Genomic DNA, 12186 nt, shown 5'->3' with positions numbered 1-12186 from the left:
ATGGAAGCTTTTGGTGATCAATGCCCAGATGAGAATTAGCCTAAGAAAACGGGCAAAAAGATACCGATACTGTTTTTGATGCTATCGACTGTACTAAAAAGCCAAAAACCTGTCAAACATGTCATCAAATGCTCAGGAAAATAGCGACATGCTGCGCCGGTTTTTCGAATTTCACGCTGCTTTGGATTGAGAATTGATGCTGAAATAGCTGTAAGTGAGTGGAAGGTACTTACATCATATACGTGAATCCCGGGATAATTTTCTGCCAAAATTGATTATCTTTTATACGGTATAATCTTATTTTTGAAACGAAATTAAAAATAAATAACAAACACAATGACAACAATCGTATCAGTAAGACGAGGAAATCACGTCGCGCTGGGCGGCGATGGCCAGGTTACTTTAGGCGCGGTCGTGGCCAAATCCAGTGCACGCAAAGTTCGCAGACTCTACCATGACAAAGTGCTGGCCGGTTTTGCTGGTGGAACGGCCGATGCATTTACCCTGTTCGAACGCTTCGAAGGCAAACTTGAAGCCCATCAGGGTCATCTCATGCGGTCTGCTGTTGAACTCGCCAAGGATTGGCGCACGGACCGAATTCTTCGCAGACTGGAAGCGATGTTGGTGGTCGCCAGTGAAGAGGCTACCTTGATCATAACCGGCGCGGGCGATGTTATCGAACCCGAATTTGGTCTGGCCGCTATCGGCAGTGGCGGATCCTATGCGCTTGCCGCAGCGCGCGCACTTCTGGAAAATACCGATTTACCGCCCAGGGAAATTGTCAGCAAGGCATTGACCATTGCGGGCGACATATGCATTTATACCAATCAGGATCATGTCATTGAAACCATTGGCTAAGTTTGTCACGTTTCATACAATCGCACATACAATAATTCAATAATCTCAGTTTATAACTATGTCACAAATGACTCCTCAAGAAATTGTCCATGAACTGGATAAACATATCATCGGACAAAACTCGGCCAAGCGTGCAGTGGCTATTGCGCTCAGAAATCGCTGGCGCAGGCAGCAAATTGCCGATCCGTTGCGACAGGAAATCACGCCCAAGAATATTCTCATGATCGGCCCTACCGGTGTCGGTAAAACCGAAATCGCGCGGCGGTTGGCCAAACTGGCCGATGCGCCCTTTATCAAAATAGAAGCCACCAAGTTTACCGAAGTGGGTTATGTCGGGCGCGACGTCGATTCCATTATTCGTGATCTGGCTGAATCGGCAATTAAACAGTCGCGTGAAAGAGAAACCAGAAAAAAACAGCCGCTTGCAGAAGACCATGCGGAAGAGCGGATACTGGACGCATTACTGCCGCCTGCACGCAATTTTGATTCGCACCTCAGCACAACCGAACAGGATAATTCAACCCGGCAGAAATTCCGTAAAAAACTGCGGGAAGGCGAACTGGATGACAAGGAAATCGACATCGAAATTGCTGCGCCGCGCGCCAATATGGAAATTTTCGCACCGCCCGGCATGGAAGACCTGACTTCACAAATACAGGGCATGTTTCAGAGCATGAGCGGCGAGAAAAAACGGACGCGCAAACTCACTATCCGTGAAGCAAGAAAACTGCTGATTGAAGAAGAAGCCGCCAAAATGATCAATGATGAAGAGCTCAAACTCAGTGCAATTCAGAATGTTGAACAAAACGGCATCGTTTTTCTCGATGAAATCGATAAAATAACCAGCCGGTCAGGCAACGTGTCGGGCGGTGACGTATCGCGTCAGGGCGTGCAGAGAGACTTGCTGCCATTGGTAGAAGGAACAACCATCTCCACCAAATATGGCATGATCAAAACAGATCATATTCTATTCGTTGCCAGCGGCGCGTTTCATTTGACCAAACCGTCCGACCTGATTCCCGAGTTGCAGGGACGTTTCCCGATACGGGTTGAACTTGCCAGTTTGAGCGTCAGCGATTTCGAACAGATTCTTACCAATACCGATGCCTGTCTGACACGACAATATGAAGCGCTGCTGGAAACGGAAGGTATTGCCCTCAAATTTACAACTGACGCCATCAAGCGGCTTGCAGAGATCGCTTTCTCCGTGAATAACAAAACAGAAAATATCGGTGCCAGGCGTTTGCATACCGTAATGGAAAGATTGCTTGAGGACATTTCATACGATGCGCCAAAACATAGCGGAAAAACCATAGAAATCGATGCCGCATATGTGGATGAACGTCTTCAAGATTTGTCTCAAAGCGAAGATTTAGCGCGTTACGTTCTGTAAGCGCTCACGGATAAACACACAAAAAAAAGCATCTCTGGGGGAGAGATGCTTTTAAACACAATCACAAGGAGAGATCATAGTCTGAATTTTCGTAAGGGAGAGTCGAATACTCAGCTTGATAGGTATCCATTATACAGATCGTGTTGCTATTTATTCGCCGGAGGAGACGGTGAATTACCCGCCATTTGCGCCTATTGACCGACTACTCCGGCGGACTATCCTTCTGCAGGGAAACATTGCGCCGATCACGCATTGCGAAAACGTGAATGTTTCACGAAAATGATGGATGCAATCGGTAAAACCAGACCTATGACAGTAACCGTAATCAGCAACTGTCCCAGTTCACTGTAATCGGCAGGTACTGTAATTTCACCGGTAACGGTATCCTGCACCTCGCGTGTGACTTCGTAGAACTGGTTCAGGTATTTGGTTCCAAGTTGTGAAGCGGACAGCGCCAGATTGGTAAACGATGCCATCACAGCAAAAAATGTTGCCTTGAGCTTGTCCGGTGCCGAATTGGCTATCCATGCCAGCATTGGGATCATGGCGATTTGTCCTAATGGAGATTCCAGCGCGGTATCGATTAATGCGATAAAACGCGCGTCCACGACACCGCCCGTCATTGCAGCAGTCCATTCGTGGAAGCCAAAGAACATGCCGATAATCGGCAGCGACAGGAATGTACCGGCAATGGTCAGAAAGCCGATAATATACGCGATAGACCGTTCAGCCATAAAACGGCGGAAAATAAACATGCCCAGCAGCGTCAAAGATGCGCCAACAAGCGATAACACCGCAAGGAATTGCTGGTCAAACCCCAGTTCATCGATCATCCACCAGGTTGAACCGGCACCCGGTCCCGGAATGGCGCGAAAGATGAAAACGAGAATCGCGGTGCCCACGAGTACATTGCGCGCTTCCGGCTCAAGTTCGCCCGTGAGGCGCCACATCAGAAACAGCACGATTGTCATGGAGATAAGAAAAATCACTTCTTCGCCACCCGGCATGCGGCTGATCCCCACGGTCAATGAGGCGAGCGTAAAAACCAGCCCACCGCCCAGAATCCACCAGTTAACCGGAGGTGGTTCGTCGTGGACAGACAACAAATTGATTGCTTCCTGCCTGCTGTGCCCCTGTTTGATGAATCGATTTATTTCACGTTGATGAAGCCATGAAGCCAGGACAACACCCAACACGGAAACCAGCGGGATGATGAGCGCCAATTCATAAACAAGCAAATAAACCGCTTCCTTTTCGGCTTCAGGTAGCGTTGCGGCATCCCGCAGCAGAAAAACATTCGCAACTGAAACCAGAATGCCGCCGCCAACGATAGCCACGCGACCCAGGGTCTGCATGGTGACATGCATGAGTTTGCGTTTTTCCGGGTCCAGTTTTTGTCCGTTCTCGTCAACACGCGGCACGGCTTCCACTGTCATCGCATCGGCCACGACATCCTGTAAAACATAACCGATTGGCGCCAGTAATGCTGAAGTGACAAACCAGGTTTCGACGGAAGCCATCGATGTCATGGTTTCGGTATGTCCGAGCAGGCCGATCATAATGAACAGGCTTAGCATGATCAAACTGGCGCCCAAATAGACCAGCAGGCCTTTCCAGCGCCACATCAGGTCAACCAGATGGCCAAGCGGCATTTTCAGTGCCCACGGCAGCATCATCCAGAATCCAAGCATCGCCAGGAATTCCGCCGATAATCCAAGCTTTTCCTTGACGTAGAACGTGCCAACAATGCCGGTTAATCCCGAAATGCCCGCAGCTACATAAACCATCAGCGGCGGCATGTACGACAGCCGCATTTCGCGTCCCAGCGAAATGATATTGGCGCTAAACCAGTGACTGACAACAGCGATAAAACCGGTTACAAATGAATTTTTCATGATTCTCTATTGGTGGTCGACAAAATTGTTTTTTTATGCTTACATTTGCTTGGGTCTTACGCCAGCTTTGATCTGAATATTTTTTTCCTGTTTATTGCGGATAATCTTGACCGTTACGGTTTCTCCCGGTGAGAGTGCGGCAACCTTGTTGAGTAGTTCTGAAGAATTCCGGACCGGCTGATTCTCGATCGCAATCAAAATGTCACCGGGCTTGATTCCGGCTTTATCCGCCGGTCCATCCTTAAGAACGCCGCCGACCAAAGCGCCTTCCACATTATCCAGGCCGAATGAATCGGCGAGTTCGGTAGTCATGTCCTGCATGCTGACACCCAGCCAGCCACGTATCACGCCGCCGGATTGAATAATTTGCTCCATGATTTCTTTGACCACATGCACGGGGATCGCAAAGCCGATACCCAGCGAACCGCCCGAGCGGGAGTAAATTGCCGTATTGATGCCAATCAAATTGCCGCTGGTGTCAGTGAGCGCGCCACCGGAATTGCCGGGATTGATCGCCGCATCGGTTTGAATGAATTCTTCAAAAACATTGATGCCAACTTTGGTGCGCCCCAATGCGCCGATAATACCCATTGTGACACTCTGGCCGACCCCAAAAGGATTGCCGACAGCCAGAACGACGTCGCCAACTTTGGCTTGCAGGGATTGGCCGAAAGTAATTGCCGGAAGATCTTCAAGATCAACCTTCAGAACAGCCAGATCGGTTTCAGGATCTGAGCCGATTACTTGCGCTTTGATTTTGCGCCCGTCTGTTAACGCAACTTCAATGTCGTCAGCCGCTTCGATCACATGATGATTGGTTAGGATGTAGCCATTGGAACTGACAATAACGCCTGAACCCAGGTTTGACCTGCGGCGCGATCTGGATTCAAACTGTTCGCCAAAGAAACGCTGGAAAACAGGATCGTTGAGTAACGGGTGAGGTGATTCCTTAACCGCCTTTGTGGTAAAAATGTTGACTACGGACGGCATTGAACGGCTGGCAGCCTCATAATAGCTGTCAGGCCTGGTTTCAACCAGACTGGGCGCTGCTTCCTTGATCGTGACGAGTTCTCCGCGGGGCTTCCACGGTAATAATTCGGGACGTAACGTGGAAACGACAAAAAATATTGCCAGTAAAATTGTTGCAGTCTGTGCAAAAATCAACCAAAGCCTGTACATGAATATTTTAAACTCCAAAAAATAACTGATTTACAGTGCGACATGTATTGTAGTGTAACCACACAGGAAAAAAACCCATGTTTCGAAATGAACTTGAAAATTATCTAAATCAACTGCTGGACATTACCCGCTTCCGCGATTATTGCCCAAATGGACTGCAAGTGGAAGGGCGGGAAGCCATACACAAAATTGTTACCGGCGTCACGGCATCGCTGCAACTGCTGGACGCGGCGGCGGCAAACAATGCCGACGCAGTGCTTGTGCATCACGGTTATTTCTGGCGCGGTGAAGATGCCCGCATCACCGGAATGAAAAGCCGGCGCATTGCGACGCTGATAAAAAATAACATCAACTTGTTTGCCTACCATTTGCCACTGGATATTCATATGGAACTGGGCAATAACGCCCAGCTGGCCAAACGGCTGGATTTTATCGAAACAGAACGGTTTGGCGAACAGGATATCGCTGTTCTTGGAAAACTGACTGAATCGATGACACTGAATGCGCTGAGCGAAAAAATTTCGCGGGCGCTGTCACGCAAGCCGCTCGTCATAGGTAATCCTGAACAATCGATCCTGCAGGTTGCCTGGTGCACCGGTGCCGCCCAAGGCTATTTTGACGCGGCCATCGCACAGGGTGTTGACGCCTACATTACCGGCGAAATTTCCGAGCAGACCGTGCATGCGGCGCGCGAATCCGGCGTTGCGTTTATTGCAGCAGGGCATCATGCCACGGAACGATACGGTGTGCAGGCGCTGGGCGAACATCTGGCGCAGCAGTTCAGCATTCAGCATCAGTTTATCGATATCGACAATCCTGTATAGCGGGCTTTCGACGGTCTGTTTTTTCCGTCAAGCGGCTATCGAAATCTTGACGCGGGTTTTCTCCGCCTGGCTGCTGCCCGGCGCCAATGCGCATTTCATTGCATTAATCCTGTTTGTCTTTTTTCTTTTTCCCCGCAAACATCGTCCACCAGATGATAAAAATAAACAATCCCAACGCCAGAGCGGCTTCAACTAACAGTAACCACCAGCTTTCCATATAAAAAATTCCACGCTTGTTGTATAGTTAATCTTTTAAAGATGTAACTCTAACCAATATTTGATGAAAAACCAATCTTGTTTTCCGATTATGCTGTTGCTTGTGCTGCTGACCGCTTGTGCGAGTAATGCGCCCGAACCTGCGGAAAAAACGATACAGCCGGCGGAACCCAAAGAAACAGTGCAAGAAACAGTGCAGGAAAAATCGCTTCTTTCAACGCATATTCCGGTACAGTGGTCTGATCTGACCGGCTGGAGGGAAGACGATTTACGACCCGCCTGGCAGGCTTTTCTGCAAAGCTGCAATGCGCTGAAGAACCGGCCGCTATGGCAGGAAACCTGTATTGCAGCATCATTTTTACGATCTGTCGATAATGACAGCCTGAGGAACTTCTTTGAAAACAATTTCACACCTTATCGGATTGTCAGCACTGACGGCAGCGAAGAAGGGCTAGTAACCGGTTATTATGAGCCGTTATTGCGCGGCAGCCGCCAGTCTTCGCAACGCTATCGTTATCCGTTATACGCCGCGCCGGATGAACTGCTGATTATTGACCTGGGCGAACTTTATCCAGAACTCAAGGATCTGCGATTGCGCGGACGCCTCGATGGCCGGAAAGTCGTGCCATTCTATAGCCGTGCAGATATCATGAACAACCCAGCTATACTGAATGGTTATGAATTGCTCTGGGTAGACGATGAAGTTGAATTATTCTTTCTGCAAATCCAGGGTTCGGGAAGAATAGAACTCGACACGGGCGAGACCATCAAAATCGGCTTTGCGGATCAAAATGGCTATCCCTATAATTCGATCGGACGTATTTTGGTGCAGCAAGGAGAATTGCCTTTGGAGAAGGCCTCCATGCAGGGCATTAAACAATGGGGTCAGCAAAACCCCGATAAACTGCCCGCGTTACTGCAGCAAAATGCGCGGTTTGTATTTTTCCGTGAATTACCCGGTGACCTGAGCGGCCCGATTGGCGCCTTGGGCGTGCCGTTAACCGCTGGCCGCAGTATTGCAATTGATCCGCGTTCCATACCCCAGGGTGCGCCGGTTTTTCTTGCGACGACATGGCCAAATTCCAGTAAGCCGCTCAATCGTTTAATGGTGGCGCAAGATACCGGCGGCGCGATCAAAGGCGGCATACGCGCGGATTTTTTCTGGGGTTATGGTCCGGAAGCCGGTAATCAGGCCGGGAAGATGAAGCAACAGGGTAAAATGTGGGTGCTGATGCCGCATGGCTACACTGCACCACAGCTTGCTCAGCAATAATCTCAGTAACCGGTTTGCGTGACATCCAGTGAAGCGGCGTCATTATTGACCAATTCCCGAGTGTTGGGATTGTCCGGCTTTTTTCTGGGCAGATGGCTGGGCAGTTTCAACTTGGCCAGCCTCAGAAGCGGCCCGCCATGCAATACAATGGCATCTTTCAATTTGGCGCCGTTGCCTTCCTTGATGCTGAGGTAAAACTGCAGAAAATCATTCTTTTCGGAATTTTCATAACCTTCCGGCGGCGCGCCCGGATTGTACAAGCCGACGGAAAACGACATATCGGCTGTCAAAAAAACAAGATCGTCGGCGAGCTGCGCCTTGGCGTAATCCAGATGTTTGGGATCGACATAAACAACAACCTGCTGTTCCAGCGTTAATTCGATTTCATCCTTGCGGTGACCGGCGAAAGATAACTCGACCTCCATCAGTTCGTCATCTTCCACCATTTCGTCTTCTTCATCGGCGGCGTTTCCGGTCTGATTATCGGGTATAACCTCCGAAATCACTTCATTCATGAAATTTTCCTGTTCCTGCTCCGCATTTTTCAAGGCTGCAATCTGTTCATCAACCGTATCGCCAGAATCGTAAATTTCATGTATTGCCATAATTGTTTTTTGGCCGGCGCCGGGAATTTCGATTTCATCGTCAAGAAAACCCAGCATTGGATCGTAATCCAGCTCGACCTCCAATGGATAAGGCACATCCTCATTCGTATTGATCTGACCTTGCATAAATGAAGTGATCACTATTCTTCTGTTTGTATAGGGATCCAACTGCAAACCCAGTGGAACGGGGCTGACAATAATATGACCGGTGCTTTTGATATGAACATCCAGTGTAGCGAGCCAGCGGTCTTCAAAAGGTACAATCGAGGCATCCAGATTATTGGATAGCCAGTCCGGAACCAGGTCAAAAAATTTCAAAACTCCCGTTGCCCGGATTTCCTGACGGTTATCTTCACCGGCTTCATCGCCTTCCAGTATTTCCGTTTCAAAAAAATCATGATCTTCAACTTCAATAGGCACATCGACATCTGGCGCAGGCTGCTCGCCGGTCCCAAGCGCCTTGGCAACCATCTGGGAAACCGCCTCGATGTTAAAAACATCGTTCAGCAGTCTGGGAATGCTGCCATTCTCAGGGATCGGTACGCATAATATGGTTGATTTACTCTGAAAATCCGTCCTGACCTGTTCCAGCCGCTTATGAAAATATTGATTCAGATACAAGGATTCCGGCGAGAATCCATGATTTTCAGTGCCTGAGAGACAATGTCCGGCTTCATATTTCTGATGAATCGCACGCGACTCAATGCGTTGGGAAAAATATTCGTTTAATGAATCGACTTCACTCATAATAAAAACTTGCCCGGACAGATTCTGGGAAACTGCCGGCAATTAAATCCAAAGACGTCGGAATAACCTATTTGACCGTAGGGGTTGTTCCTGGAATGGTGCCATGCCGAGTTATTCGTCGCTTATTTGGAATAACCAAACCACGCTTCTCATGCCTTGCCTGACACCATTTCAGGGACAACAGAAATAACTCACTCATTGAGAGCAGCCCCTAAGGTACCATCATCCCTATATGGCTGTAAATTACATTGTCCTGCCTTGGTCATCCAGACACAATCTGTGTGTAACCGCACACGATTGATTAATCGTTTCTGACAATGCAGAGAAGATAGGCAAAAAAGAATTCAACAGTGCGTTTTCTGTTTCTTGAAAACAACCGCTAAACAAATTTTTACCCCGGAAGCCGCAGACTGTTGACCGGAAAGACTCAAACCGTTAAGATTCACATCTTCACCAAATCCCCGATAGCTCAGTTGGTAGAGCGACGGACTGTTAATCCGCAGGTCCCAGGTTCGAGCCCTGGTCGGGGAGCCATACTTTTCTTGGACTTACTGCTGATGATACTGATCGCCGGACTTTATGGTTGGGGGTTGATAGGCAGAATATCAAAAATAACTATCTACAAATAATCATTTCTTTTGTTTCTGATTTTTGCTATTGCCCATTTCTGGGTAAGAACGACGCATAGTTCCGGAGGGCAGCGGGATTCTATAACCTGTAACGGAAAACTGCGGCTTTTGTTATAAAAAAATCATTAACTTTTTTCTGTAGCTATGATTTCAAAAATCTGTTAATTTTCCTATAGATGTATTTGTAGCCCCCGTGTTACTTGAACGGAGGAAAAGTATAGAAGTATTTACATTTCTTATTCGTGTACTTCCAGTTCTGAAGCACATAAAAATTTAGACTTAGGGATGGATATCGAGACAAGATGAAATTTTCGCATGTATTTAATAAATTTACTTTCGTTATTCTAGGCGCTTTGCTTTTTGGATATCCATTAATTGCTATTGCCGAACTCGAAGGTTCACAACGGTTCCGCGTCAAAAAAGGAACCTATAATACATGCATGGCATCAACTAGCCAGTCTACCCCTAATTTAGCAAATTCAGAGCGAAAAAAATGGTGTATATGTTACGCCGATCAAGTAGTTAGTAACACAAAACCTGATGATATCAAAAATTTTTCAATCAATGGTGCATCGAGTCCTACTCCAAGGATGCGCAAAATTGCCAGCAATGCTATAGATTTCTGTAGAAAAAAAACTTTACCAAATCAAACAATAAAAAGGTAATAATGGATTATGTGATAAGAGTAGTTGCTATACTTGGAATATTCGCTGTTGGGTACGCTGTGTTAAGCAAATTGGATCCGCTGGGTGGTAAAGATTATTCAGGAGTACCTACAAAGGCAAAAATCAAAATAGCTATAGTTTTATTAATTATATATGCAGTTCTTTTATTCTTGAATAGCGACTAATTGTTAGGGTTTTCATGACATTCGAACTTCCATGAGTAGTACCAGATAGCAAATACGAAAAACTATTCAGGGTCGTCGGTTTTATCGTTGTTCAATGGTGAATGAATGAAAAGGCCAGGGTCTACCATTGAATTTTGCAGGATGACAAGCCACATCTCAAGCAGTTAGTGTTGTCAACAAATAGAATTGTCCGGTTTTATAGCAAATAAACTGTCCGCTTTGCAATTAAACGCAGTGAACTCCTCTCGATGTTCATTGCGAAGCTGTGGCGGCGGATTTACGCAACAGCTTTTCATCATGTTTTATTTCCTGGCCTGCTTTATCGTACTGGGCAATTTTCCGCGGCCCATGCAAGATCGCTAACTTGCCGTCGGGATAGCGCAGTACTGTCACCTTGGCCTTCACGTAATGACACCGATGTTGATTGGCAGGAATTTGCAGCTTCAAGTTGTTGAAGCTGACGCAATTGTCATGACCCACGACACGCTCATGACGCTCGCACAGGAAATCCTCAATTTCTCCACCGATCCAGGGTACAAATGCTGATCCATCTACCGCAGCAGGCTGCTTGAATTCATCGTTAAAAGCAGGCATATAGACTTCCTGCAGATAACGGTTTGCCGTTTCCATGTCGGCGATGCCTGCCAGCGCCAGTTCCTTGGGTAAACGTTCTTGATGGGTGCGGAACATGCGCTCACTGCGTCCACGCGCCTGTGGCGAGTAGGCCGCGATCATTTCAATTCCGAGCCGCTTCATGGCTTGTCCAAACTGCGTAAGATTATGTTTGTCTACTTTGCCACCAGCCTCTGGTGTATGCCAGTAGTGACTGCCTCGGTCTGAATAAAAGGAACAGAACAATCCTTGCTTCTCTATCACCGCCTGAACGCCTCTGAAGCTGCTGGCAGTGCCTTCTTCCTGAACAAAAAACATCGAGTAATGTTCACTGGTTGCATCGTCCATAGTGACGATTAAATCCCATTTCTGATTGGCTACCCATTCATGGGTGCTGCCATCCTGATGAATCATCATTCCGGTCAGTGGTGAGCGTTCACGACGTTTTCGATGCGCGCCACGCTTTGATGTACGTTTGATCAACCCAGCTTCTTGTAACCGGCTCTTAACCCACGTATAACTGCGTGTGCCACCGTCCTTGCAATACCATGCATGAAAATGCCTGGCATTCCAGCCAGAATAACGGTTGCGATACTGTTCCGTTAAACGCATCACTTCATCCACTGGCGCACAGCGGTGCGATGCCTGGGTCAGCCGCTTGTCCAATAACGCATCCAGACCACCTTCGTCGTATTTGTTCATGTAGCGCCGAAATGTGCGATCACATACACCAAGCAGCTTTGCTGCTTCGTCTTGCGTGATACTCCCACTTTTATAATTCCCATAGGCTTCCTCAAATCTCATCTTCCGTGTCTCCTGTAGCCATTCTGTCCGTTTCATCCTTGTCCCTCCTGGGACTAAGATAATCCGGACAAATCATTTGCTACATACCCGGACAGTTTATTTGTTCTCTACAATCTCAAGCAGTTAGTATAGACATTGGACGGGGATGTGGCTCACGGGGTCAGCGGCTGGGATTCTGGTTCGCTAGACTTGAAATGCCGTCCCCGTCCTCCTGCATCATCCGGAGTGTCGTACGGGATGGTGCCGATCAATTGATTGTGGCTCTGTATGTAGACGAGACCGACGGATGATTTTAGGTTTT

At 47.8% G+C, this 12186-nt stretch carries 10 protein-coding genes and 1 tRNA gene; 6 read left to right on the top strand and 5 right to left on the bottom strand.

The window, feature by feature from the left end; all coding sequences use genetic code 11:
• Nucleotides 1-35 precede the first annotated feature (35 nt).
• Complete coding sequence (locus tag MRK00_04295; GenBank protein ID MDR4516591.1) at nucleotides 36-269, bottom strand: hypothetical protein; 234 nt, start codon at nucleotides 267-269, stop codon at nucleotides 36-38.
• A 67-nt stretch (nucleotides 270-336) separates the two neighbouring features.
• On the opposite strand from MRK00_04295, the gene hslV reads away from it, so the two are divergent.
• Complete coding sequence (hslV, locus tag MRK00_04290) at nucleotides 337-858, top strand: ATP-dependent protease subunit HslV (protein ID MDR4516590.1); 522 nt, start codon at nucleotides 337-339, stop codon at nucleotides 856-858.
• Nucleotides 859-916: 58 nt separating this feature from the next.
• Nucleotides 917-2251, top strand: coding sequence for an ATP-dependent protease ATPase subunit HslU (hslU, locus tag MRK00_04285; GenBank protein MDR4516589.1), 1335 nt, complete (start codon nucleotides 917-919; stop codon nucleotides 2249-2251).
• 245 nt (nucleotides 2252-2496) lie between these two features.
• On the opposite strand, the gene MRK00_04280 is transcribed toward hslU, so the two are convergent.
• Both MRK00_04280 and MRK00_04275 read right to left on the bottom strand, forming a co-directional pair.
• Nucleotides 2497-4146: a hypothetical protein gene (locus MRK00_04280; GenBank protein ID MDR4516588.1), complete on the bottom strand. Its 1650-nt coding sequence runs from the start codon at nucleotides 4144-4146 to the stop codon at nucleotides 2497-2499.
• Nucleotides 4147-4185: 39 nt separating this feature from the next.
• A complete protein-coding gene (locus MRK00_04275) occupies nucleotides 4186-5325 on the bottom strand; it encodes a Do family serine endopeptidase (GenBank protein ID MDR4516587.1) in 1140 nt (379 codons plus the stop codon).
• A 77-nt stretch (nucleotides 5326-5402) separates the two neighbouring features.
• Here MRK00_04275 and MRK00_04270 point away from each other — a divergent pair, with 77 nt between their 5' ends.
• Both MRK00_04270 and MRK00_04265 read left to right on the top strand, forming a co-directional pair.
• The gene (locus MRK00_04270) at nucleotides 5403-6149 is read left to right on the top strand and encodes a Nif3-like dinuclear metal center hexameric protein (protein ID MDR4516586.1); all 747 of its coding nucleotides are present in this window, start codon (nucleotides 5403-5405) and stop codon (nucleotides 6147-6149) included.
• 280 nt (nucleotides 6150-6429) lie between these two features.
• Nucleotides 6430-7638 (top strand): murein transglycosylase A, encoded by a 1209-nt coding sequence (locus MRK00_04265; protein ID MDR4516585.1) that lies wholly within the window; start codon nucleotides 6430-6432, stop codon nucleotides 7636-7638.
• A 2-nt stretch (nucleotides 7639-7640) separates the two neighbouring features.
• Here the strand turns inward: MRK00_04265 and MRK00_04260 are convergent, their stop codons facing one another.
• The gene (locus tag MRK00_04260) at nucleotides 7641-8990 is read right to left on the bottom strand and encodes a hypothetical protein (protein ID MDR4516584.1); all 1350 of its coding nucleotides are present in this window, start codon (nucleotides 8988-8990) and stop codon (nucleotides 7641-7643) included.
• Nucleotides 8991-9448: 458 nt separating this feature from the next.
• On the opposite strand from MRK00_04260, the gene MRK00_04255 reads away from it, so the two are divergent.
• Nucleotides 9449-9524 (top strand) — tRNA-Asn (locus MRK00_04255).
• Nucleotides 9525-9921: 397 nt separating this feature from the next.
• Nucleotides 9922-10284, top strand: coding sequence for a hypothetical protein (locus MRK00_04250; GenBank protein ID MDR4516583.1), 363 nt, complete (start codon nucleotides 9922-9924; stop codon nucleotides 10282-10284).
• A 437-nt stretch (nucleotides 10285-10721) separates the two neighbouring features.
• Here the strand turns inward: MRK00_04250 and MRK00_04245 are convergent, their stop codons facing one another.
• Entirely contained in the window at nucleotides 10722-11921 is a 1200-nt protein-coding gene (locus MRK00_04245; GenBank protein MDR4516582.1) for an ISNCY family transposase, read from the bottom strand.
• Between the last annotated feature and the right edge of the window lie 265 nt (nucleotides 11922-12186).

The sequence above is a fragment of the Nitrosomonas sp. genome (assembly GCA_031316255.1).
Taxonomy (GTDB): Bacteria; Pseudomonadota; Gammaproteobacteria; order Burkholderiales; family Nitrosomonadaceae; genus Nitrosomonas.
The sequence above is the reverse complement of the archived record's forward strand: the minus strand, read 5'-3'. Positions and strand labels throughout refer to the sequence as shown.

Excerpts from the sequence above, each read along its gene's own strand:
- MRK00_04275 (MDR4516587.1), bottom strand. The coding sequence starts at position 5,325 with ATGTACAGGCTTTGGTTGATTTTTGCACAGACTGCAACAATTTTACTG.
- MRK00_04245 (MDR4516582.1), bottom strand. The coding sequence starts at position 11,921 with ATGAAACGGACAGAATGGCTACAGGAGACACGGAAGATGAGATTTGAG.
- hslU (MDR4516589.1), top strand. The coding sequence starts at position 917 with ATGTCACAAATGACTCCTCAAGAAATTGTCCATGAACTGGATAAACAT.
- hslV (MDR4516590.1), top strand. The coding sequence starts at position 337 with ATGACAACAATCGTATCAGTAAGACGAGGAAATCACGTCGCGCTGGGC.
- MRK00_04280 (MDR4516588.1), bottom strand. The coding sequence starts at position 4,146 with ATGAAAAATTCATTTGTAACCGGTTTTATCGCTGTTGTCAGTCACTGG.
- MRK00_04265 (MDR4516585.1), top strand. The coding sequence starts at position 6,430 with ATGAAAAACCAATCTTGTTTTCCGATTATGCTGTTGCTTGTGCTGCTG.
- MRK00_04260 (MDR4516584.1), bottom strand. The coding sequence starts at position 8,990 with ATGAGTGAAGTCGATTCATTAAACGAATATTTTTCCCAACGCATTGAG.
- MRK00_04270 (MDR4516586.1), top strand. The coding sequence starts at position 5,403 with ATGTTTCGAAATGAACTTGAAAATTATCTAAATCAACTGCTGGACATT.
- MRK00_04250 (MDR4516583.1), top strand. The coding sequence starts at position 9,922 with ATGAAATTTTCGCATGTATTTAATAAATTTACTTTCGTTATTCTAGGC.